Consider the following 24,042-nt stretch of genomic DNA (forward strand, 5'->3'; position numbering starts at 1 on the left):
CTGATATGGCTACCTATGTAACAAGAAAAATTGGCAAACACAGGCTATTATAAGATGACATGATCATAGCAAATGGAATTAGGAGACACATAAAATGAGGGATATTAAACCTATCATCAAACCCGTATTAATTATTCCTTTCATCCTCCTGGCTGCTTGTGCCCCGCGCCCAGCCACCCTGGGACCGTACCCTGAGATGAGCAGCAATAGAAGCTCGTCTGCAGCAACTATAAACAAGAAGATAGAAAATAATCAGGAAAGTGCACAGACAACAGAAACTGCTGCAAATAAAAAGCAGGGGATTGCAAGTAGCGGAGAGACAGCTAAAAGAGCAGCCACAGCCTCTGCAAGCGCCATATCCACATGGGAAATATCAGGTGCCATGGCGGCCCGCAGCAAAAGCAAGGGTTGGAATGCCTCCGTCAATTGGCTGCAACGAGGTGTTGGCAACTATCAAATCCGTCTGTTTGGCCCCCTGGGAAGCGGAACAGTAATCATTAACAAAAAAGGAGGGGTTGTCACTTATCAAGATGGCCCCAAATCGGCTTCTTCTTCCAATGCCGATGAACTCCTCAAACGGGCAACGGGTATCCGTTTGCCGGTGAACAACCTCTATTATTGGGTAAGAGGCTTGCCAGCGCCAGGCTCTGTACAATCCGTTAAGCGTGATCCTGCAAATCATGTATTGGTATTAAGGCAAGCAGGCTATGTGATTGAATATGGACAATATATGTCTGTAGGTAAAACGGTCCTTCCTCGACTTATTCGATTACAGGGTAATGGCATTTTTATAAAATTTGTGATTAAACGATGGCGGTTATAAGCTTTTAGGATAGCCAATCCACTTAATTAAAGTCGGTTCTGGCCATCCGTTTTTAAAATTACCCACCGGAAAAGGGGGCTATTGAACTGCGGTTTTGCCTTTACCACAGTTTTAATCGCACCCCGGGAAAAGATTAACAAGGGTGTTTTTGATTTAAATTGCTATAATTAGATAATTCTTAACATGCACAATCATTTATTAAAGGCAAATTATTATTTTGTCTAACAAAATATTTGACAAGACCCTAAATAGACTGCAAAATACGCACGTTTGCAGCAATGCATGTATGCAATCACGGATGATTTAATAAGAATCTACAACTTATTGGGGTGTCGCCAAGCGGTAAGGCACAGGGTTTTGATCCCTGCATACCTAGGTTCGAATCCTAGCACCCCAGCCACAATCTTGTTGATTCAAGTAAACAGACGGCAGAAGATACTAGGAAGGATGCGTTCATTGAATCGCTCAAATAATAATTATATCTTACTGGCTGTCTTCTGCTATGTGTTTAGTTACCTGATTAAACTCATCAAAGGTTTTTACACATGTCGACAATGATGATCTTTACTGGCAATGCTAACCCAGAACTGGCGCTTAAGATTGCCTCCCATCTACAAATCCCCATAGGTCAAGCTTCTGTAGGTACTTTCAGCGATGGTGAGACCATGGTTGAGATCCTTGAAAATGTCCGCGGTCGTGATGTTTTTATTGTTCAGTCTACATGCTCACCTACTAACAATAATTTGATGGAATTACTGATCATGGCTGATGCTTTAAGACGATCCTCCGCAGGTCGTATTACAGCCGTCGTACCCTATTTTGGATATGCCCGCCAGGATCGTCGCGTTCGTTCTGCTCGTGTACCTATTACCGCTAAAGTGGTTGCTGATATGATGGCATCCGTGGGGATTTGCCGCATGCTCACTGTTGATTTACACGCAGATCAAATTCAAGGCTTCTTTTACATGCCGGTTGATAACGTCTATTCAACGCCTATTTTGCTGGAAGATATTAAGCAACAAAACCTTTCTAATCTGATGGTTGTTTCTCCAGACGTAGGTGGTGTTGTTCGCGCAAGGGCCATGGCAAAACAACTCAACGATGCCGATTTATCGATCATTGATAAAAGACGTAGCGGGCCTAATAAGTCAGAAGTCATGCACATTATTGGCGAACCTGCTGGCAGGCACTGTATTATCATCGATGACATTGTTGATACTGCCGGTACGCTTTGTTCTGCCGCTTACCAGCTTAAGCAAAATGGGGCTATCAGTGTACGCGCCTATATTACCCACCCGGTTTTATCAGGGCCGGCAGTTGACAACATCATCAACTCTTCTTTGGATGAAATTGTCGTCACTGATACTATCCCGCTTTCTGAAGCAGCGAAGTCTTGCCAGAAAATCAGGATAGTCAGCTTGGCAGATATGCTTGCGCAGGCGATTAAACGAGTCAATGTCGAAGAATCGGTTAGCTCCATGTTTGCCGAGCAGCAACTCTGATATGTTGTTAAAAAAAGAAAAAGGGGATTAAATCCCCTTTTCTTTTTGCTAAACGAAAGTCAATCCCTTGTACCTACGTATTTATCATCAAAATAGCGACGCAATTTAGTTCTTAACGTACCTCTGCTGATTCCAAGCATAATCGCTGCACGAGATTGATTGTATTTACAATGCTCCATAACAGCACGAAACAAAGGCGTCTCAATTTCTTCAAGAACAAACTGGTACAGATCAACAGGTTCAGTTCCCTTCAGCTCGGCGAAATATTTTTGCACTGATTGAGTGACACTCTCTGCCAGTGACGCAGTTGTATCCCCGGCTTCATTACTGATTGTTGTCATTATTCTTAACTCCTCCTTAAAAACAAGCATCTTACCGAATTGGGCAATTCCTGACAAGATTTACAAGCCATCTAATCAGGAATTACTGAATGAGACCAGTGCCAACCAGTCTCAAATTTTTAGAAATTCATCATCGCAGGATTAAAGGGCTTACCATTAACTGTGAACTGCCCCTGATTGAGACTTAACTCGATAATATAGTCTGTCCCTTGCTTAACTAAAACGCCATTCTCTACCATCGTTGCTAACTGCTTATCTGCTAAAGTAACAGCTTGCTCTGAAATATCAGCAGAATTGGCAGCAGCTTGAGCAGGACTGACATCTGAAGAAGAATTACCTTCTGCCTGAGTCTGTGCAGTGCCTTGGGCGACCTGTTGCTGCGGTGCCGGAGGAGTCATCATTTTTTGTTTTATGGATTCAGTAACCAACTGCTTAACAACAACAGCAGGCATTTTCAACTTGCCATTCCCCTGGATTTTCTGCATGAGCTCAAATGGGTTTCCTGATTCGCCCTGCGGCAAGGAAACCATCATACTTCCCTCTACAGTCCCTTGAGGCATAGAAAAGTTCATTTCTGTAACTTCAAACTCTGCTCCCTTGCTGAATAGTTTTGGCAGCTCAGGTAACATCGCCAGCATGGCTCTCTGACGCTCAACATCCGTTCCTTGCTGAACCCGCCTGGCTTGCTCATTTAACCGAGCCAACACATCAGCATCAAGGTTACGGATGGCAACCTCCAAACTACCTGGCCCATAAACCTGGTCATTGGCGATAATTTTTTCTACAGAGGTTTTAAGATGAGAATTATACAAGCCGTTTTCTATATCAGAATCGGAACGAAGGTCAAACTGCCCAAGTTCAAATAATTTCTTATCATGGCTCATCACCACAAATGAAGGGAAAGACAAACTGGCATCCCCGAATAATAACCCCTGGGCTGTTTTATAAATGTTATATTCACTGGTAACAGTCGACATTTGAGTATCAATCTGATCCTTGGAAAAGTTCAACCCTTCAATCGTGATGTTGCCACCTATTTTCTCCCGATCGGAAGAAACACTGGTTGAGGTAGACATACCCAGCCATTCAAATCTTGCATCACCTTCCCTTGCAACTAATTTAAATGCGGGGAGCGACATATCAAGACTGCTTGTGCCTAAATAGTTCACAAATAAGCTCATTGCCAAGGTGGGTTTTGTAGACTCATGAGTAAACAGGTTGTTAAATTGCTGCATATATTCTGCAGGAACTGACAAGTCAGTGTAAGCATAGCCCAAACCAAACTTTATGCCCCGTCCAGAAAATATTATCGGCCCGTGGTAAACAGTCACAGGCATTCGCATACTATAGTCTCTGGCCGGTATCGTCTGCGGTTGGCCATCGGACTGGATAACCTGCTGCGGAATGTGTAATCGCCAGTTAAAGGTCGCTGTAGACGTAAACCAGCCGCGTTTGTATTGCTCGACATTGGCTGCCAGCCCATTTGATTGGTTTATGACATTAAGGCTTTCCTTGATTTTTTGTTCAGTTAGATAGCCCATACCATAATAAGAGCCGAGGACTAGAACGGCAAGGATAACCACTAATCCTGTAAATTTTTTCATATTTTCTCCATACTAATGTCAACCTCTGCGGAAGCTTGGATGAGAGGCACGTCCCTAATTAAAACATGAGATGGGCTAACTAGCAAAAGAAATTAGAAAAATTAAATACTTGCCAGGATGTGCCGCCACGAGATTGTTTTACACCCCCATGACGGCAACTATTGCCTATGTCTTACGGATAGGTTTGCAGTACGTTTCTTTTACCGTACACGCCAGGATAAACGCGATTAAGGAACAAAGAGGCAATAGTTTCAAACCCGCTTGAAAGTCTGACAGCAGTAATGTCTCAACATTGTACGCACGCGGTCCTGACGCGATATCAACCAGGCGCCCTACCAACGGCTGCATGGATGCGCCAACAAAAATAGAGATCATATTAGTAAAAGCAATAGCAGTACCAACGACATTGTTTTCATGAATTTCTGTTGAAACGGCATAAGCAATCGCAACACCTGTATTGGTAAGGCCAAAAACGAAAAAGAGAATATAGGCAGTAGACTTATCAATATGAGGGTAAAACACAAATAATGAGGACAGTATCAATCCGCAGAAAGCAGAAAATAACATCAGCGGCTTTCTACGTCCAATTTTATCCGACAACCAGCCAGATAATGGACCACCAATCCCCCAACCAATAAAAATCAATCCGGTTGCAAATGCGGCAGTATGAGCCGTCAATCCATGTCCATACTGAAGATAGGCCGGACCTATTGCTTCTCCAATCACTGCCGTAGGTCCAAACAGGAACCCCGCATAAAGCGCGTTTAACCAGGTTTGACGATGTGACAATACTCTGCGTAAGCTACGGGAAATACTCAGTGAAGGTTCACACTTCTTAAGTTCTTGCCGTTTGGAACCTGGCCTATCCTGTATAAACTGGTACAGCAGGCCTGCAAGCGCAATAAACAAAAAGGCGATAATCAGCATACTATGCCGCCAGCCCACATTCGCCACCAAAAATGAAACAGGCGCCTCTCCAGCAGCCGCCCCCAACATTCCCAACGCTTGAGTTAAACCAGCCAATAAACCAAGCATTGCCGGAGGAAACCAGGAGGTAGCAAGGCGCAAAGAACTTACAAAAGCAAAAGCCGCACTAAAGCCAATAAGCATTCGACCTACCGATGCCATCATTAAGCCATCAGCCAGACCAAAGACACAACACCCAAGAGCGGTCACCAACGACATTACCGTAAGGATTGCACGAATACTGACACGGTCAACAGTGAGTCCAACAGGAATCTGCATCAGGATATAAGGGACATAAAATGAAGCAGTAAGAATACCAAAGCCCGCTTCATTAATGCCAAAATCAATCTGCAAGCTGCGATGCATAACCCCTGGGGCTACGCGTGCCATATAATCGGAAAAATAAAAGGCTGCCGCCAAACCCCATACCACCCACGCAAAGCCTAATTGACCCATGCGCCCTGCTTTTTCACGCTGAGACATTGCTATCATATTCATAAATTCACTACTCAGTTAGGGTTCCATCCTAGATAAATCAAACTAAATTGTATAGACTAACAGTAGGCTGGTCATTTAATTAACAAATTTTCATTAAGCATTATACTGCCACCGATGATTATTTCAACACATTGGTTATTCAGATTCTCTTAAATCCCTGGTTAATTAAGGAAAAAACGGGGGGATTCTCCCTTTACGATAGAAAAGGGCTGAATGATTGGCTGCCATTTTGATGTATCTTGGGTATAATTTCCCGCTTTCATCCTGCTCTTTATCTTACGCCCTGATACGGTAGGAGCTAAGGGACATTAGTATAGGTTTGTATAATGAACGATCTCGAACTGGCAATCAAAAATGCACTGGATTCATCAGGAGCTAACGCCGAGGCTAATAAGGCTTACCTCGAGTTTATTAAGGCTAATTTTATTATTCCGGTGAAGAAAAATTCAGCGTCAGAAGAACCCGAAGTACTTTACCTGGAGCATAACGAACAATTTTTCTTACCCGTTTTTACCAGCATGCACTACCTCGACCTATGGGCTGAGGAAATTAGGGATAATATTCAAATTCTTAAATTATCGGGTGTTGACTTGCTGAAAGGCATAGGTGAAGAAGTTACCGTTTGCCTTAACATTGGCAGTACCATCTACAAGGAATTTAATCCGGCAGAACTGGCAAGAATGAGAAGCATGGTTTTGAAACTGTTTAGTAAATAATAAAATCAAACGAAACCTGCCTTCCCCAGCCATCCTCGTAGCTCAAGACTACGAAGATGCGGGAACAAGGCTCTCCAGCCTCTAGGCAACTAAATCCAGTACCTGATAACCCACCACAGCCGTCGCGGCAAGTGCTCCAGTAATCTTGAGGAAATTATTGAAAAACTTTCTGTTCATCATTTGACTCTTTGAATGGTAAACCTCATCATTTACCGCTTTTTCCTTGATTTCTGGCTCTATTGTCAAAGCAGCAAGATCAAATAATGGCTTCTCACCATAAAATCCTGCCCACCAGCCATCGGACCATTGTTCATGCTCGGCAGTGCCTTCATGGTAAGGATTTGCTTCTTCATTAATTTCTGCTAACGCACATTCATAACCATAAGCATAACACTCTTCCAAATCGGGATGCTTGACGTTAAAACGCAGCTTGATATCTGGTAACAACGCAGTGATCTCTTTCATATTGGTACCCTCGTCTTAGCGCTTTTAAAAATCTTTTAAAAACTCTGGTAATCAAATCCTATGTCTTTTCAGAACATAATTTTTATTTACCCCCATTTTATGCCTATTCAATTGCTTAGGGCATTTATTGCCACTTTTTTACTCTTTCTTGACAAAACAAAATCTTTTACGGCAATTACAAAACATAATCCAAGGCACCTCACAATATCAATCAACTGGTTTTTTCCATTTATATCAAGCACTAACTCATTCAAACGTTCCAGACCAGCTGTTTTTTTTCAGGAATACCTGACGATTTAAGATGCATTTATGGTGCCAAGCGAGAAAAACTCCACTTCCCCTGACTTTTATAGTAATAAATCCGATCATGTAAGCGGTTATCACGCCCCTGCCAAAACTCTATCTCGTCTGGAAGTATCATATACCCACCCCAATACCTTGGTCGTATAATTGGCTCCTGGCCATATTTTTCTATCAATTCATTTAATGAGTCTTCCAGTTTTTTTCTACCGCTTATTTCCTTGCTTTGAGGGGATGCAATGGCACTCAATTGGCTAATGAAAGGTCTTGAAGCAAAATAATCATCCGATTGCTTTTTACTTGTTTTCTTGACCCGCCCACGGACACGTACCTGACGAGCCATCTGTGGCCAATAGAAATTTAAAGCCGCATAGGGTTGGTGGCTTAGTTGTAAAGATTTGGTGCTTTGATAATTGGTATAAAAAATAAAAGCCTCCTCCTTCAGTCCCTTAAGCAGGACTATGCGTGAATCAGGAAAACCTCTTTCGTCCACTGTAGAGAGTACCATAGCAGTGGGATCACTTTTCTCTACAGTCACAACCTCCTCAAACCAAAGCTTAAACTGCATGATTGGACAAGGTTGAATTGAGTTTTCATCAAGGGCCAGGTCACCGTATTCACGGCGGATATCAGATAATGTTTGCCAGTTAGTCATATTTTTCCTTAGCGATCAGCGCTTCAAAAGTGTATGAGCTAGCTCGTTTAGATGCAACTGCAGCGGAAAGAATTTACGACTTGTTTAAGCCTATAGGCATTTACACGTGATTATTGATCGGCTAACAGAGATTGCATTCAAGGCGGAGCGGGCAAATGGTGGTTATTTTAACAGTTATCTGCGGCTTGAATAAACCAATCCACTGTGGCCTGTTGAAAAAGCTACTGTCTACATAGCAGGCTGCGCAGCGTTTGTAAAAACTTGTAATTCCAGAATGGCAAGGCCAAGCGTGCGCTGCCCGCTTAGCCTTGCCATGTAAGCGGTTATTACCAGCCTGTCATCTCTGCGATGGCATCACCCAGATCGGCAGGAGAACGTACCGTTCTAACTCCCGCCGCTTCAAGAGCGGCAAATTTCTCTGCTGCAGTTCCTTTGCCGCCGGAAATAATGGCACCTGCATGTCCCATCCGCTTTCCAGCAGGTGCAGTCACTCCAGCAATATAGGATACAACCGGTTTGCTGACATTGGATTGAATATATTCAGCAGCCTCTTCTTCCGCTGAGCCACCGATTTCACCAACCATAATAATCGCTTCAGTCTGTGGATCTTGCTCGAACAATCCCAGGGCATCAATAAAGCTGGTGCCAGGAATTGGATCACCGCCTATTCCAATACAAGTGCTCTGGCCAAAACCTTTATCAGTCGTCTGCTTGACCGCCTCGTAAGTTAAAGTACCAGAACGGGAAACAATGCCTACCTTGCCAGGTAAATGGATAGAACCTGGCATGATACCAATTTTACATTCACCCGGGGTGATAATCCCTGGGCAATTTGGGCCTATAAGGCGAGAATCGGTATTATTCTCCAGATATACTTTCACCTGCAGCATATCAAGAACAGGTACTCCCTCTGTGATACAGACAATTAGCTTAATTCCTGCATCAGCTGCTTCAAGAATGGAATCTTTACAGAATGGCGCGGGGACATAAATTACTGTGGCATCCGCCCCCGTTTCTTTTACGGCATCTTTTACCGTGTTAAATACAGGCAACCCAAGGTGTGTTTGCCCCCCTTTCCCTGGAGTTACACCACCGACCATCCGCGTGCCGTAGGCAATCGCTTGCTCAGAATGGAAAGTGCCCTGCTTGCCAGTAAAACCCTGACAAATTACTTTGGTTTGTTTATTTACTAATACGCTCATTGTTAGCCTCGAAATGTAAGTCAGGGCATTTTGTTAAATACCCTTAAATGATAATTAGGCAACAGCCGCTACAATCTTCTTCGCAGCATCAGTTAAACTATCTGCGGCGATGACATTTAATTCACTTCTGTTGAGGATATCAGCGCCTAACTGAGCATTATTGCCTTCAAGACGCACAACTACAGGCACCTTCACATCCACTTCCTTGACCGCCGCAATGATGCCGTCAGCAATCAGATCACAACGGACGATACCGCCAAAAATATTAACCAGAATGCCCTTAACTTTTTCGTCAGACAGTATAATTTTAAATGCTTCACTAACGCGTTCTTTTGTCGCACCGCCGCCGACATCAAGGAAATTAGCAGGCTCGCCTCCATGTAACTTGATTACATCCATTGTTGCCATAGCAAGTCCTGCCCCATTGACCATACAGCCAATGCTTCCATCAAGCGGAATATAATTCAATTCCCAATCGGTAGCACGGTTTTCGCGTTCGTCTTCCTGGGTTGTATCACGCATGCTTTTTAGTTTGGGCTGTCGGTACAATGCGTTGCTATCAATATTTACCTTGCCATCCAGACAAAGCAGCTGACCGCTTGTATTGACAACCAGGGGATTTATTTCTAAAAGACTTAAATCACACTCGACAAACATTTTACCCAACGACAGCATCAGGCCGGTGAACTGTTTGACTTGCTCATCGGTCAAACCCAGTTTGAAACCAACCTCGCGACATTGGAAAGGCATGACACCAACCAGAGGATCTACCACCACCTTAAAAATCTTTTCCGGAGTTTCCTGCGCTACCTTTTCAATTTCAACACCGCCCTCGGTAGAAGCCATAATAACAATACGCCGACTGGCCCTATCGACTACCGCCCCTAAATAAAGTTCGCGAGCAATATCGCAAGTTTCTTCAACCAATACCGCATTAACTGGCTGTCCTTTAGCATCTGTCTGATAAGTGACCAAACGGGTACCTAATAACGATTTGCTGATGGCTGCCAACTCGTCTTTGGTTGAAACCAGCTTAACCCCCCCTGCCTTGCCGCGTCCACCGGCATGAACCTGCGCCTTGACAACCCACTTTGGAGTAGTCAGCTGAGAAGCGACCTGCAGCGCATCCTCAACATTATAGGCAACTTCTCCCTGGGGAACTGGTAATCCGTAGCTGGCGAATAATTGCTTAGCCTGGTATTCATGTAGATTCATTATTTAGCACCTTAAAAAGCAAAACCCGACAAGCGGGTTTTGTAGTTAACCCATTTAATTAAATATTTAGTAACAGACGCGAAGGATCTTCGAGCAGTTCTTTAACACTTACTAAAAATTGTACAGATTCCTTGCCATCAATCAAACGATGATCATAAGATAATGCCACATACATCATGGGACGAATGACAATTTGTCCTTTTTCCACAATCGGCCTATCCTCAATCTTATGCATTCCCAGGATACCCGTTTGCGGCGGATTGATAATTGGCGTTGCCAGCAGAGAGCCAAAAACGCCGCCATTGGTAATGGTAAAGGTTCCACCCTGCATCTCTTCCATGGAAAGCTTGCCCTGTCTTGCACGGTTTGCAGAATCACCAATCGATTTTTCAATAGCCGCCATACTCATTTGATCAGCATCCCTTAACACGGGAACAACCAATCCTCGCTCCGTAGAAACAGCGATTCCTATATCATAGTAACCATGATAGACAATATCCTGATCATCTATAGACGCGTTTACAGCCGGGAATCGCTTTAATGACTCAACCACCGCCTTGGTGAAAAAAGACATAAAGCCTAATTTGACACCATGCTTTTTCTCGAAGCCATCTTTATACTGCGCCCTTAAATCCATGATTGCTTTTAAGTTCACTTCATTAAAAGTCGTCAGCATTGCCGCATTATGCTGAGCCTGCACCAAACGCTCGGCAATTTTTGCTCTTAATCTTGTCATTGGCACACGACGCTCCTCACGCACACCCATAGGTGCCTGCAAGCCTTGCTTCTCTGGTGCCTGTTTTGATCTTTCACGGTTTGCCTCAATATAGGCGATAACATCTTCCTTGGTAATCCGGCCGTCTTTGCCCGATCCTGAAATCTGACCCGGTTGCAGGTCATTCTCAGCCAGCATGCGCCTTACAACTGGACTGGTTGCCTTTTCCTCTTCCTGGCTTTGGGGCTGCTCTTTGACAGCTTCCTTTTCTACTTTAGCAGGAGCCTCAGTAACAGCCTCACCGGCTTCAATACGTGCAAGAATTTGATTGGATTCAACCGTGTCGCCTTCCTTAAAGAGGATCTCCTTAAGAATCCCATCAGCAGGAGCTGGCACCTCAAGGACTACCTTATCTGTTTCCAGATCCAGCAAATTTTCATCACGACTGACTTTTTCACCAATTTTTTTATGCCAGGCGGCCACGGTAGCATCTGCCACTGATTCGGGTAAGGCAGGTACTTTAACTTCAATAGACATGGTTATACCTTCTTTAATATATTATTTGTTAATCCAATAATGCCTGCTCGACTAATTCCTGCTGCTGCTGTGCATGTAATAAAGGACTGCCTACTGCAGGTGCTGCAGCAACTTCCCTTCCTGCATAGCTTAAAGTCTGCCCTGAGCGTAAACAATCCTTCATGTTGTGCTGGGAGGAGAACCACACGCCCTGGTTTTGCGGTTCCTCCTGACACCAGATAACTTCTTTAGCATGAGGGAATTTTTCAATTTCCTCCTTCAGCGCATCGATAGGGAATGGATAGAGCTGTTCGATTCTTATGATAGCTACATGGCCTAAATTACTATCCCGCCGCTTTTGCAACAGATCATAATAAACTTTTCCGCAGCATAATACTATTCTTGTTACCTTGGCTGCATCCAGCGTATCAATTTCAGGAATAACATTATGGAATTTCCCCGCTAACAAATCCTCAAGTGGTGAAACAGCCAGCTTATGACGCAGCAAGCTTTTAGGTGTCATTACAATTAAGGGTTTGCGGAAAGGGCGTATCATTTGCCGGCGAAGCAAATGGAACATCTGCGCCGGCGTAGTTGGTGTACAAACCTGAATATTATGCTGGGCGCATAGCTGCATATAACGTTCCAGCCTTGCAGACGAATGCTCAGGCCCCTGGCCTTCATAACCATGCGGCAACAACATTACCAAGCCGCAAAGACGGCCCCATTTCTGTTCGCCGGAGCTGATAAACTGATCAACAACAACCTGAGCACCATTTGCAAAATCACCGAACTGTGCTTCCCATAATACAAGGGAGGAGGGTTCAGATGCAGCAAAACCATATTCAAAAGCTAATACCGCTTCTTCTGATAAAACCGAATCAATCACAACAAACGATTTGTTGGCGTTAGTAACGGTTTTTTCCAAAGGAATATAAGTCTCCCCACTATTGATATCATGCAAAACAGCATGTCGGTGGGCAAAAGTCCCTCGGCCACTGTCCTGACCAGACAAACGAACCCCATAACCATCGTGCAGTAAACTGGCATAGGCCATCGTTTCCGCATATCCCCAATTCATGGGAATCTCTCCAGCAGTCATCTTTTCGCGTTCCGTCAGCAGCCGCTTGACAACCGGGTGAAGTTCAAAACCATCAGGCAAAGTATGCAGTTGCTTTGAAAGCAATAACAGGGTTTTCTTAGAAATCGTGGTATCGGCTTTATCCGTCCACTGGCCATTGTAATAGGGTGTCCAGTCACTGGATATTTTTCCCTCATAACCGCCCTGGACTACATTGACAACAGCCTCACCCTTATCCAGCTTGTCACGGTAATCTTCTATTAACTGCTCAACCTCCTGCTTGCTTAATAAGCCTTTGGCAATTAATTGTTCGGCATAAATCTCACGCAATGGACGCATGGATTTAATTTTTTTATACATTGCTGGCTGGGTAACCGAAGGTTCGTCTGCTTCATTATGTCCATGACGACGGTAGCAAACCAAATCAATGACTATATCGCGCTTGAATTTCATTCTAAACTCAAAGGCAATTTGGGTTGCAAAAACGACCGCTTCAGGGTCATCGCCGTTTACATGAATGACCGGTGCCTGCACCATTTTTGCCACATCGGTACAATAGAGGGTGGAGCGTGAATCCAATGGATTGCTGGTAGTAAATCCAATTTGATTATTAATAACAATATGGACAGTCCCGCCTGTGCAATAACCTCGAGCCTGGGAAAAATTAAATGTTTCCATTACCACGCCCTGACCCGCAAATGCCGCATCACCATGAATTAATACCGGAACCACCTTCTCTTTTTTGTCCAAATCATGATGGCGACGCAAACGAGAACGCGCAGAGCCTTCAACTACCGGACCAATGATTTCCAAATGCGAAGGGTTAAAGGCTAAAGCCACATGGACAATGGCACCCTCCTGTGTCTTTAGGTTGGAGGAAAAGCCCATGTGATATTTTACATCACCAGAGCGTTCTGATTTGGTTTTCCCCTCAAACTCCTCAAATAATTGGTTTGGCTCCTTGCCAAGAACGTTAACCAGTACGTTTAAGCGTCCCCGATGCGCCATGCCGACAACCAGCTCTTTCACGCCGGATTGGCCACCCATTCTGATTAGTTCCTTCATCATGGGGATTAAAGCGTCCCCTCCCTCAAGAGAAAATCGTTTTTGGCCTACAAAACGGGTACCCAGGTAACGCTCGAGTCCATCAGCAGCAATCAGATCATTAAGGATTTCACGTTTTTTATCCGCATCAAAGTCAGCGCAACCACGTACCGGCTCTATTTTTTGCTGCAGCCATTCTGTTTCCCGATTATCAGAAATATGCATATACTCAATGCCTATGCTGCTGCAATAGGTGTCTCGAAGCGCTTTATATATTTCACGTAAAGGCATTTGAGCACCATTGAAATACTTGCCGGCAAAAAATGACCTGTCCATGTCTGCTTCTGAAAGCTGATGATAACTTAACTCAAGACTTGGCACATGAATACGTTCAGCCATTCCCAAAGGATCCAGCCTTGCAGCATGATGCCCATGAGAACGGTAGGCATTAATCAGATGAGCGACTTGATATTGTTTACTATCCTCAGAAGGTATGGCTGCAGTTTGTTTTTTTTCAGCATGCTGCAGGAAATAATCACGGATATCACGGTGCGAAATATCCTGGGTTCCATCGGTTTTTTTTGCAAGCTTATCAAAAGCGGCACGCCAATCTGCAGGCACAGAATCGGGATCTGCCAGATAATCTTCATATAGACCATCTACATAAGCCATGCTTCCACCTGATAAATAGGAAGAAGCCCATTGATTTTGCAGGTCGCTACTGCTCATAGTTATTTCTCCAAAGGGGTACACCTGGCATTGCCAGGGAAACAAGAAATGCTATCAAGTTTCCTGAATCAGCATTTGCTTGCGAATTTCAGCAATTGCTTTAGTCGGATTGAGTCCCTTCGGGCAAACATTCGCACAATTCATAATTGAGCGACAACGAAATACACTGAAAGGATCCTGTAGCTTATCCAAACGGTGCTGGGTCGCTGTATCCCGGCTGTCAGCTAAAAATCGCCGGGCCTGCAAAAGTCCTGCCGGGCCGACAAATTTGTCTGGGTTCCACCAGAATGAGGGACAGGAACTGGTACAGCATGCACATAAGATACATTCATACAGGCCATCCAGTTGCGCACGCTCTTCAGGTGATTGCAACCGCTCACGGGCGGGAGCCAAACTGTCATTTTGCAAATAAGGTTCGATGCGTTCATATTGTTGATAAAATTGAGTCAAATCAACCGCCAGATCACGTACTACAGGAAAGCCTGGCAGTGGGCGAATGACTATTTTCCCGGTTTTCAACTGGGAAAGAGAGGTCACGCAGGCTAAGCCATTGGTACCATTGATATTCATACCATCAGAACCACAAACCCCTTCACGGCATGAGCGCCTGAACGTTAATGTCACATCCTGCTCTGCTTTGAGGCGTTCAAGCAGGGTCAGCAGCATAGGGTCACTTTTGGCAGGAATGCTGATTTCATAATCCTGCATATAAGGTTTATCATCAACCTCAGGGTTGTATCGGTAAATAGACAGGCTTAGATTTCTATTATTAGCCACAGCATATCCTCTCTAGTAAACGCGTTCTTTAGGCTCAAACGCCTGAATATATTTAGGTGATGTATTCACAGGGCGAAAATCAATAATATCACCTTGCTCAAAATACAATGTATGCTTAATCCAGTTTGCATCATCTCGCGCAGGATAATCTTCCCGACTATGCGCGCCGCGGCTTTCTGTACGGGTCAAGGCGGATCTGGCTGTCGCATAAGCCGTAGCCATTAAATTATCCAGTTCCAAGGCAGTGACCCTTTCCGTATTAAATACTTTACTTTTATCACTTAACACCGCATTGCTCAAGCGCTCACGCAGTGCCTGCAGGCGATGCAATCCGGACTCCATTACCTCTCCTGTCCGGAATACACCAAAGTCTTCCTGCATGACACGCTGCATTTCTTCACGAATTACAGTAGGACTTTCGCCTTCGGTTGAATTTTCCCAGCGATAATAACGTGCTAAAGAAGCATCAAGCTCATCTTCAGCAACATAAGGCATATCAGGCAATTGATTGGATTGCCACAATTCTTCCACATGAAGTCCCGCTGCGCGCCCAAACACTACCAGGTCAAGCAGGGAATTGCCCCCTAAACGGTTGGCACCGTGAACGGAAACACAGGCACACTCACCGACGGCATAAAGTCCCTCGACAACATGCTCTGCTCCCTCTTTTTTACTGAGCACCTGACCATGCATATTAGTAGGTATTCCTCCCATGCTGTAGTGGCAGGTTGGTACCACCGGGATAGGCTCTACAATCGGGTCAACTCCGGCAAACTTTAATGATAATTCACGAATGCCAGGCAGACGGGACTTAATTAAATCCGCGCCTAAATGATCCAGCTTTAATTTCACATAATCGACCCCTTTAGGGTCAAAACCTTTGCCCGCACGAATTTCTAACGCCATGGAACGTGCAACGACATCTCTTGACGCAAGGTCTTTCACCCGAGGCGCATAACGCTCCATAAAACGTTCGCCATCCTTGTTAATCAGATAGCCGCCCTCACCCCGGCAGCCTTCTGTTACAAGAACACCGGCGCCTGCAATCCCTGTGGGATGGAATTGCCACATTTCCATGTCCTGCAGTGCCAAACCCGCACGTAAAGCCATACCAAAACCATCACCCGTATTAATATAGGCATTGGTGGTGGATTGATAAATACGGCCGGCTCCGCCAGTGGCCAAAATGCATACGCGGGATTGATAAAAGACAACCTCACCGGTTTCAATGCACATTGCGGTTACCCCCACAATACGCCCATGCGCATCTTTCACCAAATCAAGCGCATACCATTCACTAAACACATGGGTCTTGGCTTTTAAATTTTGTTGGTACAGGGTATGAAGCAGCGCATGTCCGGTCCTGTCAGCCGCAGCACAGGTACGTGCGGCCTGTTCACCACCAAAATGCTTCGACTGGCCACCAAACTGGCGCTGGTAAATTCTGCCATTATCCATTCTTGAAAAAGGCAAGCCCATGTGTTCAAGCTCGTAAACGGCCTCCGGCCCGGTTTTACATAGATACTCAATACAATCCTGATCGCCGATATAATCAGCCCCTTTCACGGTATCATACATATGCCAGCGCCAATCATCTTCATCGGCATTGCCCAGTGCGGCAGTAATACCACCCTGCGCAGAAACGGTATGGGAACGCGTTGGGAACACTTTGGATAATAACGCGACTTTTAAACCCGAATTGGCTAATTGCAGAGCCGCCCGCATGCCCGCACCACCCGCACCAATAATTACCGCATCAAACTCATAACGTGCAATTGCCATACTCATTGTCCCCACATAATCATTAAGCCCCAAACGAATTGACTCAACAGCCATAAAACAACCAGCATTTGCACAAACAGCCTTCGGCCTAAGCTTTTTATATAATCAGTTGTTACTGTCCAAATTCCGACCCAGGCATGTAAAGAAAGGGCAAATAAAGCCAGAAGACTGGCGATTTTAACAGCGACATGATGAAACAGGCTGTGCCATGTTACAAAATCCAAGTGCGGATGAAAAAACAGGTACCCCATCAGAGCTAATGCATAGATAGCCATGTAAACAGAAGTGACCCGTTGAATTAACCAATCCTTCAAGCCATTTCCGGTTAAACTTGTGACATTAGTTACCATATCCAGATTCCCAATAAAATTGTTAAAATAACTGTCAAACCGATAACAAATATCGCACTTCGCCGCCCCGCATCAAGCTCCTCCCCATAACCGACATCCATCAGTAAATGACGAATCCCTGCAAGGAGATGGTAAACAAGCGCCGTGCCAAAAGCCCATAATACCAATTTATGAAAGGGACTGCTTAGGGTTTGCTGAAGCTCGGCAAAGGATTCATTACTCAAAAGTGACAAGCCGAGAAAATAAAGCATCGCGGGCATTAACAAAAAGAGAACGATGCCTGAGAGGCGATGTAAGATCGAGGCGATCGCCATGGGAGGAAATTTCATTGTTCCCAAATCCAGATTGATGGGTCTTTTTTGTTTCACTGTCAATTCTTCCTTAAGAGAAATATCGTAAATATAACATACCAGCGCATGTCCTCAATCAAGTTTTTGGCTGCCGATGCAGCTGATTGTGTATCATTTGATGCCTGACTTCGTTAACCTGGGCTTGCCATTCGCCCTCACTAAAGCACAAAATGATAGGCAATCCTTCACTTTTCCTCTTCCGAAAACTGATTGAGGGTACATCCCAAATGATTATCCTAATAAAAAGCAGTTAAAGCTTGCTTGCTTCACTGTTTATAAATACTGTCCCAAAAACCCGCGCAGTATACCACTCCCTATTTTTGGCGCAAAGAGCACTTCGCCCCCACTCAGGAGTTTTTAGCGATTCAGGCATTCCCGTACTATGCTTTTATCAAAGGATATAGGGAATTAACCATGCTGATTAAACGATCTGTCTATAATCAACAATTAAAATGCACTGGTGTTGAAATCATTGCCAATAAGCAAGCCAAGGCGCATGAAGAGCTATTTGAACATTTTGCAACAATACAACGTAATACTGCAACTCATTTACCGTTGTTTATTCCTTATATGCTGAAATTCCTGGTGGAAAACCCTGATGCGCCTATTGAGCATCCCGTGATCATTAAACTCCATGCTGGCGATATTGACGTCCTATGCCCACGGACTGAACTGGAGAATTATGCGCACCCCGTAGCACTATTAATCAGTAATCCCCAACAATTGGCCTGGCTGAATTTTGCTGAATATATCGCACTAACTGAGCATCTCATGACTGCGGCCAATGTCAGCAAGGTTGTCAAATACAGTCAGGACAGAGAGCGCAAAGTCATTGCCTATGACATTAGCAATACAGCAAGTTTTGAGCGCTGTAAGGCAATGAAAATGGATTTTTATTGTGGCGACTTTCTGTTTCATCCCCAGGGGATGACGGAAAAAAATGACATTGCTTCCAGCCAAATCAATCTACTGGAATTGATTACTACATTACAACAAGATACCAGTCTGGAGACTATCATTAACCTTATCCAGGCAGACCCGATGTTAAGCTATCAACTGTTAAAGGTAGCTAATGCCGTAGCTTTCTCCGGCTACCAGGATATTGAGTCTATTCAACAGGCCGTGGTAAGGCTGGGCATTTTAAATCTAAAAAACTGGGTTATGGCCTTGTCGATGACCAATATTTCCAACAAACCTCTGGAAATTGTTGAGTCAGGCTTGATTCGAGCGCAAATGGCGCAAAAACTGGCGGAAACACAACCGGAACTTTGCGCCCAAAGTGCTTATACTATGGGACTACTTTCAGTTTTGGACAGCTTAATGGACAGTCCTCTTGAGGTATTAATTGAGCAGATCACCTTATCATCTGAAGTTAAGCTTGCCTTACTTTCCCGTGAGGGGCCTCTTGGCAAAATACTCGATATTGTCATAGCCTATGAAGAAGGTCATTGGGAAAACCTGCAGGAAGATACTTACCTGGGTCTGGACCTGAGTCAAATCTATATTGATTGCCTTGAACAGGTATCCCTTGGCAAGCAGGCAATTCGTAAAAATTAACTGAGATTTTTGATGATTATCAAATACCTGGCGTCACAACTCTATGATAGCTTTATTATCGTTGCACTATTTTTTGCATTTACGGCTCTTTGCCTGATAGCAACACAGGGTCAGGCAATTCCTCCATCAACCAGATGGTATCAATTGGCTTTAATTACTATTGCTGCCAGTTATTATCTGTTTTCTATTATTCATGGCGGGCAAACTATTGGCATGCGCGCCTGGCGGCTGCAACTTCTCAGTGATACTCACACGCCAAACTGGCGGCAAGCACTAAGCCGCTTAATTCTGATTCTCCCAGCCCTGTTATGCGGCACCGCGAGGCTGACCAACCCGCAGCGTTTGCTTTACCGGTGGACTGGTACACGCCTGACGGTACTTCCCAAGTCCGCTTGACATCATTTTACTCCTAAATAATAATGCCCGAAATTTAATCACCATGAGAATTTCAATGCCAGTAACGGTTGCTTTGCTTGATGTAGACTACACCTTGAGTTTTCCCTCAGAAACAGATGATGATGAGTATGACATAAATACCAACCTCCTCGACTCTCTAAAAAAATATAACATTAACGACATCTACCTCTTTACCGATATGAGGCTGATGGATTGCTGGATGACCCATCGAAATCAACTCGTCAACTATCTCGAGTCGCAGGGTTTTACTGTTCATGGAGTCATTACACCCAATGATCTGCTATGGAACCCCCTCCCTGAAACCGGAGCGCCGCCATTCCCTGATGATTTCAGCCAACAAAAGCCAGGAAGAGGGTTCAGAGAAGCAAATGAAGAAATTCTAAAGCATGGTAAATTAACCGAACAGACTCAACAAAGAAGCCAGTACATCGCAAGAGAACTCATGCCACAGCGAAGAAAAGAGAGGCAACTGAAGCATGTTAAAGGACTGATGTTTCAATTATTCCTGACCCACCGGCCTGATTGGGCAGACAGCATCGTTATTATTGATGATAAAAAATCGGTTATCGAGAGCATTTGCCAGATTAAGGACTCTGCCGCCCAATTAGGATTAACTGTTCCACCGCTCTCTTTCCTGCAGGTGACTACTAAAGAGCTGGAAACAGCGTATTATGATAAAATTTTGGCCGACCATCAAAGCAAAAACAAACTGTCTTCACAGAGTGTTTTCCGTAGTGTCAAGACAGCCAGTACGCCCCCAAACGCCGCCACAACTTATGTCGTGGAGATTCAAGGAGAAGGACATCCATTCCCTGGTTAGCGTGACATACCTGGCGTGGCGCCGTGGGACTGGCGAAACGTTTCGCGTGGCGCTTCCGGCGGATAGCCATAACCTTTGTCTGCAAGGCGTTTTACGATTTGCAGATAGCGCTCCCCCCAGGCTCCCGGGTCAAAATTAGTCACCACCACGTTATAATTTAAGTTTATTACCGACTCAAATGCCTTGCGTTGGGCAAGCTCATGGCCGCTAAAGGCAACCTGCACTTCCGTTTCCTGAGCAATGCCGCCAGTCTTCAAACGCTCTACCAACAAATAAATCATTTTCTCAATGGTATAGTACAGTTTGCAATTTGACTTGCCAGCCTTGTACATCTCCGGCCCTTTGGAAGTAGACAATTTATAACCATGATCATGGATAGGGTAGACAAACTCACGCTCTTCAGAACCTGGCAGAAAATCAGCCTCAATGATTAAAGGAGGGGAAATGGCGGCTATGGTTGGACTAACAATAAACAACTCAAAATCAGCCCAATGCCACCACAATTGATAAAGCTTTTCAATTAGAAGAACAGGATCTTCCTCAGCATCCAGGAAGGTCTTTCGTCCTTCTTCGGCCAGGGTAGCGTATTCCTCTATAGAGAACTTTTCAGCCATAGCAACACCTATTATCATACAATACAGCTATCTTAGCCTAAAATAGCCAGCAGGGCACCGCCAAAATACTAAAGAAAATGTAAAGTAACCCTTATTTCCGATATTGATAATAGACCAAAGGCTGAATTTTGCACTTGAAACAACGGCTTTGACAGGCAGGCGGTTCCTGGCAACATTCAATAATCCCCTTGCGAAGCCAGATATCCAGCATGGGCTGTAAAGTGTGAATATCCATATGAAAAGCACGTGCTATTTGTTGGTTGCTGGCAACCTGCTCTCGCCGCAAATAATCACGGATTTGCAGTAGCATGCATCCCTCCCGAAGACTTATTATTTAGAAATCCAAATGCAAAAACCACAGCAAGTAAAATACTTGCAATCCAGGCCAGCGATTGCACAGGATGTGCCAGGAACGTTGCCGCCTGATAAAATAAAACAGCGGAAAGGTAAGCGACAATAAGCGACCAACTGACAGAAAACCACATTAGCCTGGGACTGGCTTCCTGCCGGATAGCTGCCATTGTTGAAACACAGGGCACATAAAGCAAAATAAACAACAGGTAGGCATAAGCGCCTGCCTTGCCATCAAAACGTTGAGCCATCATGCCATAAACCGAATGTGAAACTTCACCATCAGGTGCACTGGCAATAACAGGATTTAACAGGGCATGGCTTAACCCTGCAAGATTCTGTGGAATAGACCAGAGGGCAGCCTGTAAAGAGCCTAAAAAATCAAAATTCGCCATACTGGCCTCGCCCAAATGTCCAAGCTGGGAGTATAGGGAGTTCAAAGAACCCACAACGACTTCCTTGGCCAACATCCCGGTTAATAATCCCACCGTGGCAGGCCAGTTATCTGGATGCAGGCCCATGGGGGCAAAAACCGGAGTCAGCCATTGGCCTAACAACGACAATACAGATTGCGTACTTGCATCAGCTCCACTAATGCCGCCTTCGATAGTTAAAGCATTCAACCCGCCTAAAATGATGCAAACCGGAATAATGATACGGCCTGCTCGAATAACGAAATGCCGCAGGCGCAAGGACGTTTCTTTCAGCAATCGCTTAAATGCCGGTTTATGGTAGGCAGGAAGCTCTAAGATTAGCGGAGATGCCTGGCCGCTTAAAGTGGTTTTACGCAAAATAAATCCGGTGAACACCGCCATTAATATGCCAATGAGGTAGAGAGAGAAAACCACATTTTGTCCGCCGGTTGGAAAAAATGCGGCAACAAATACGGCATAGATTGCCAGCCGGGCTGAGCAAGACATAAAAGGACTCATCATCACTGTCAATAACCGATCCCGCTCTGAATCGAGAGTCCGCGCTGCCATAATGGCAGGTACATTACAGCCAAAACCGACGATCATGGGTACAAATGATTTCCCAGGAAGCCCCAGCACCCGCATGACTTTATCAACGACAAAGGCCGCCCGTGCCATGTAGCCTGAGGCTTCGAGTAACGATAAAAAGAAAAACATCGCAGCAATGACAGGAATAAAGGTTAAGGTGGTATTAATGCCCTTACCTATCCCGTTTGCAATCAGGGCAATTAACCAGCCGGGTGCATGAATTGCCTGTAACAACCAGGCGCTTCCCTGGACAAATAACGTCTCCGTTGTAATATCAAAAAAGTCCTGAAAAGCCCCGCCTATGTTGATGGCAAACAAGAACATCAGGTACATCATCGCAAAAAAAATCGGCAAAGCCCAATAACGATGAAGGACAATCTTATCCAGCCTGGCAGTAAAATGCTCACTGGCGTCACTTTGTTTTTTCTGAATCTGACCCACCAGATGGTGAATTTTCTGATAACGCGCATCAGCAAAAACAATATCTAAATCAAGCGTTTTTGATTCCTGCACTGGATTCTCAGGCAACAGGCTGTTGTCTCCTTCCACTATGCGACGCGCATAATAACCCACCAATCGCTCGGGAATGCCTTTGGCGCTTAATTGTTGCTCTAATTCTGCCAATAAGCGCTCAATTTCAGCACTTAGGGTCAGAACAAAAGGCTTTATCTTACCTGGCTTGTCAATAATGGCTTGATTCAACCTATCAATGCCTACTTTTTTATGGGCTTGAATGGACACAACAGGGCAACCTAACTGTGCCGCCAGCGCCTTAACATCAATATCAATACCGCGTTGCCTGGCGATATCCATCATATTCAGCACCAGAATAACCGGTTTGCCTAACTCCAGAATTTGACTGGTCAGGTATAAATGACGTTCTAAATGGCAGGCATCAACCACATTGATAATCAGGTCAGCTTCCAGATTCACAATAGCCCTGGCTGTAATTTGCTCATCCTGGCTTGAACCGGTTGTAGAACAACTCAATGAATAGATGCCGGGCAGGTCGGTCACTTGAATAGATTGATTAGCCCAAAAATAGGAGCCTGTTTTCTTCTCAACGGTGACACCGGGCCAATTGCCTACCCGCTGATTAGAGCCAGTTAAGGCATTAAACAGGGTGGTTTTTCCACAATTAGGGTTGCCGACTAACAAAATATGCGTCATAGCCGCTCCCATTCCAACTGACCAGCTTCTTCTTTACGCAAGGTTAGTGAAGTACCCCGCACAGCAACCTGCACTGGACAGCCGAAAGGCGCTACCCTTATTACCGAAATTTCAACCCCGCGAGTAATGCCCAAAGACAATAATCTGCGCCGGTACAACAGCGATGTTTGACCAAAGTCGACCAACCGTACCAGATCACCTTCTACAAGCTCGGTAATTCGCATAATTCCAGTTTAAAATGAACCCAAAGGCAAAGTGTATCATAAATGATATCGAGAATCATTCTCAATTTAGAAAAAAAATAGTCACTTCCATCCGCATTTCAACCGATTGAAATTAGGGTTTGTTGACAATTGGAGCCAGAGCCTACGTACCGCGCTTTATGCTTCCAATTGGCCCTAAGTTTTTATTGACAAAGCTCTTATAATGCTGTTTAAGAGCTTTTTTATTTTAATGGAGTAAGAAGTGCTTGGTACAGGAA

Annotated in this window: 23 protein-coding genes and 1 tRNA gene; 7 read left to right on the plus strand and 17 right to left on the minus strand. The window is 44.7% G+C overall.

The window, feature by feature from the left end:
• Positions 1 to 94 precede the first annotated feature (94 nt).
• The 3 genes from lolB to E1O65_RS08865 all read left to right on the plus strand — a co-directional run bounded on the left by lolB (position 95) and on the right by E1O65_RS08865 (position 2,325).
• Positions 95 to 823 (plus strand): lipoprotein insertase outer membrane protein LolB, encoded by a 729-nt coding sequence (lolB, locus tag E1O65_RS08855; protein ID WP_133133249.1) that lies wholly within the window; start codon positions 95 to 97, stop codon positions 821 to 823.
• 325 nt (positions 824 to 1,148) lie between these two features.
• Positions 1,149 to 1,223 (plus strand) — tRNA-Gln (locus tag E1O65_RS08860).
• A gap of 145 nt (positions 1,224 to 1,368) precedes the next feature.
• Entirely contained in the window at positions 1,369 to 2,325 is a 957-nt protein-coding gene (locus E1O65_RS08865; RefSeq protein WP_133133250.1) for a ribose-phosphate pyrophosphokinase, read from the plus strand.
• Positions 2,326 to 2,384: 59 nt separating this feature from the next.
• On the opposite strand, the gene E1O65_RS08870 is transcribed toward E1O65_RS08865, so the two are convergent.
• From E1O65_RS08870 to E1O65_RS08880, 3 genes are all read right to left on the minus strand, one after another.
• Positions 2,385 to 2,666 (minus strand): helix-turn-helix domain-containing protein, encoded by a 282-nt coding sequence (locus E1O65_RS08870; RefSeq protein ID WP_133133251.1) that lies wholly within the window; start codon positions 2,664 to 2,666, stop codon positions 2,385 to 2,387.
• Positions 2,667 to 2,785: 119 nt separating this feature from the next.
• Positions 2,786 to 4,270 carry a YdgA family protein gene (locus tag E1O65_RS08875; protein ID WP_133133252.1) on the minus strand — a complete coding sequence of 495 codons (1,485 nt, stop codon included), beginning with the start codon at positions 4,268 to 4,270 and terminating at the stop codon, positions 2,786 to 2,788.
• 165 nt (positions 4,271 to 4,435) lie between these two features.
• Positions 4,436 to 5,734, minus strand: coding sequence for an MFS transporter (locus tag E1O65_RS08880; RefSeq protein ID WP_242601569.1), 1,299 nt, complete (start codon positions 5,732 to 5,734; stop codon positions 4,436 to 4,438).
• A 326-nt stretch (positions 5,735 to 6,060) separates the two neighbouring features.
• Here E1O65_RS08880 and E1O65_RS08885 point away from each other — a divergent pair, with 326 nt between their 5' ends.
• The gene (locus E1O65_RS08885; RefSeq protein WP_133133253.1) at positions 6,061 to 6,450 is read left to right on the plus strand and encodes an SseB family protein; all 390 of its coding nucleotides are present in this window, start codon (positions 6,061 to 6,063) and stop codon (positions 6,448 to 6,450) included.
• An 81-nt stretch (positions 6,451 to 6,531) separates the two neighbouring features.
• On the opposite strand, the gene E1O65_RS08890 is transcribed toward E1O65_RS08885, so the two are convergent.
• The 10 genes from E1O65_RS08890 to sdhC form a co-directional block, all read right to left on the minus strand.
• Positions 6,532 to 6,915 (minus strand): transmission trait enhancer LetE, encoded by a 384-nt coding sequence (locus tag E1O65_RS08890; protein ID WP_133133254.1) that lies wholly within the window; start codon positions 6,913 to 6,915, stop codon positions 6,532 to 6,534.
• A 307-nt stretch (positions 6,916 to 7,222) separates the two neighbouring features.
• Entirely contained in the window at positions 7,223 to 7,870 is a 648-nt protein-coding gene (gene pdxH, locus E1O65_RS08895) for a pyridoxamine 5'-phosphate oxidase (RefSeq protein ID WP_133133255.1), read from the minus strand.
• 326 nt (positions 7,871 to 8,196) lie between these two features.
• Positions 8,197 to 9,072, minus strand: a complete 876-nt coding sequence (gene sucD / locus E1O65_RS08900; protein ID WP_133133256.1) for a succinate--CoA ligase subunit alpha — start codon at positions 9,070 to 9,072, stop codon at positions 8,197 to 8,199.
• Positions 9,073 to 9,126: 54 nt separating this feature from the next.
• Positions 9,127 to 10,287, minus strand: a complete 1,161-nt coding sequence (gene sucC, locus E1O65_RS08905) for an ADP-forming succinate--CoA ligase subunit beta (RefSeq protein ID WP_133133257.1) — start codon at positions 10,285 to 10,287, stop codon at positions 9,127 to 9,129.
• Between the two features lie 58 nt (positions 10,288 to 10,345).
• Positions 10,346 to 11,539: a 2-oxoglutarate dehydrogenase complex dihydrolipoyllysine-residue succinyltransferase gene (odhB, locus tag E1O65_RS08910; protein ID WP_133133258.1), complete on the minus strand. Its 1,194-nt coding sequence runs from the start codon at positions 11,537 to 11,539 to the stop codon at positions 10,346 to 10,348.
• 28 nt (positions 11,540 to 11,567) lie between these two features.
• Positions 11,568 to 14,372 carry a 2-oxoglutarate dehydrogenase E1 component gene (locus E1O65_RS08915; protein WP_133133259.1) on the minus strand — a complete coding sequence of 935 codons (2,805 nt, stop codon included), beginning with the start codon at positions 14,370 to 14,372 and terminating at the stop codon, positions 11,568 to 11,570.
• 54 nt (positions 14,373 to 14,426) lie between these two features.
• Positions 14,427 to 15,149 carry a succinate dehydrogenase iron-sulfur subunit gene (locus tag E1O65_RS08920; RefSeq protein WP_133133260.1) on the minus strand — a complete coding sequence of 241 codons (723 nt, stop codon included), beginning with the start codon at positions 15,147 to 15,149 and terminating at the stop codon, positions 14,427 to 14,429.
• 12 nt (positions 15,150 to 15,161) lie between these two features.
• Positions 15,162 to 16,931, minus strand: coding sequence for a succinate dehydrogenase flavoprotein subunit (gene sdhA, locus E1O65_RS08925; protein ID WP_133133271.1), 1,770 nt, complete (start codon positions 16,929 to 16,931; stop codon positions 15,162 to 15,164).
• 2 nt (positions 16,932 to 16,933) lie between these two features.
• Positions 16,934 to 17,281 (minus strand): succinate dehydrogenase, hydrophobic membrane anchor protein, encoded by a 348-nt coding sequence (gene sdhD / locus E1O65_RS08930; protein ID WP_133133261.1) that lies wholly within the window; start codon positions 17,279 to 17,281, stop codon positions 16,934 to 16,936.
• Positions 17,275 to 17,649, minus strand: a complete 375-nt coding sequence (gene sdhC, locus E1O65_RS08935; protein WP_133133262.1) for a succinate dehydrogenase, cytochrome b556 subunit — start codon at positions 17,647 to 17,649, stop codon at positions 17,275 to 17,277. The genes sdhD and sdhC overlap by 7 nt, the downstream gene beginning before the upstream one ends.
• Positions 17,650 to 18,045: 396 nt before the next feature.
• Between sdhC and E1O65_RS08940 the strand changes: the two genes are divergently transcribed.
• The 3 genes from E1O65_RS08940 to E1O65_RS08950 are packed head-to-tail and all read left to right on the plus strand — an operon-like array spanning position 18,046 to position 20,425.
• Positions 18,046 to 19,188: an HDOD domain-containing protein gene (locus tag E1O65_RS08940; RefSeq protein ID WP_133133263.1), complete on the plus strand. Its 1,143-nt coding sequence runs from the start codon at positions 18,046 to 18,048 to the stop codon at positions 19,186 to 19,188.
• 12 nt (positions 19,189 to 19,200) lie between these two features.
• Entirely contained in the window at positions 19,201 to 19,584 is a 384-nt protein-coding gene (locus E1O65_RS08945) for an RDD family protein (protein ID WP_133133264.1), read from the plus strand.
• Positions 19,585 to 19,639: 55 nt separating this feature from the next.
• Entirely contained in the window at positions 19,640 to 20,425 is a 786-nt protein-coding gene (locus tag E1O65_RS08950) for a hypothetical protein (RefSeq protein WP_133133265.1), read from the plus strand.
• Here E1O65_RS08950 and E1O65_RS08955 read toward each other — a convergent pair.
• The 4 genes from E1O65_RS08955 to E1O65_RS08970 all read right to left on the minus strand — a co-directional run bounded on the left by E1O65_RS08955 (position 20,422) and on the right by E1O65_RS08970 (position 23,785).
• On the minus strand, positions 20,422 to 21,039 hold the full coding sequence (locus E1O65_RS08955) for a virulence factor (RefSeq protein WP_133133266.1): 618 nt from the start codon (positions 21,037 to 21,039) through the stop codon (positions 20,422 to 20,424). The two genes, E1O65_RS08950 and E1O65_RS08955, sit on opposite strands and share 4 nt — an antisense overlap.
• A 91-nt stretch (positions 21,040 to 21,130) precedes the next feature.
• Positions 21,131 to 21,349, minus strand: coding sequence for a FeoC-like transcriptional regulator (locus E1O65_RS08960; RefSeq protein ID WP_133133267.1), 219 nt, complete (start codon positions 21,347 to 21,349; stop codon positions 21,131 to 21,133).
• Positions 21,330 to 23,561, minus strand: a complete 2,232-nt coding sequence (feoB, locus tag E1O65_RS08965; protein WP_133133268.1) for a Fe(2+) transporter permease subunit FeoB — start codon at positions 23,559 to 23,561, stop codon at positions 21,330 to 21,332. The genes E1O65_RS08960 and feoB overlap by 20 nt, the downstream gene beginning before the upstream one ends.
• Positions 23,558 to 23,785, minus strand: coding sequence for a FeoA family protein (locus tag E1O65_RS08970; RefSeq protein ID WP_133133269.1), 228 nt, complete (start codon positions 23,783 to 23,785; stop codon positions 23,558 to 23,560). Before E1O65_RS08970 ends, feoB begins: the two co-directional genes overlap by 4 nt.
• Positions 23,786 to 24,042: the final 257 nt, after the last annotated feature.

The organism is Legionella sp. W10-070 (assembly GCF_900640175.1).
In the GTDB taxonomy this organism is placed as follows: Bacteria; Pseudomonadota; Gammaproteobacteria; order Legionellales; family Legionellaceae; genus Tatlockia.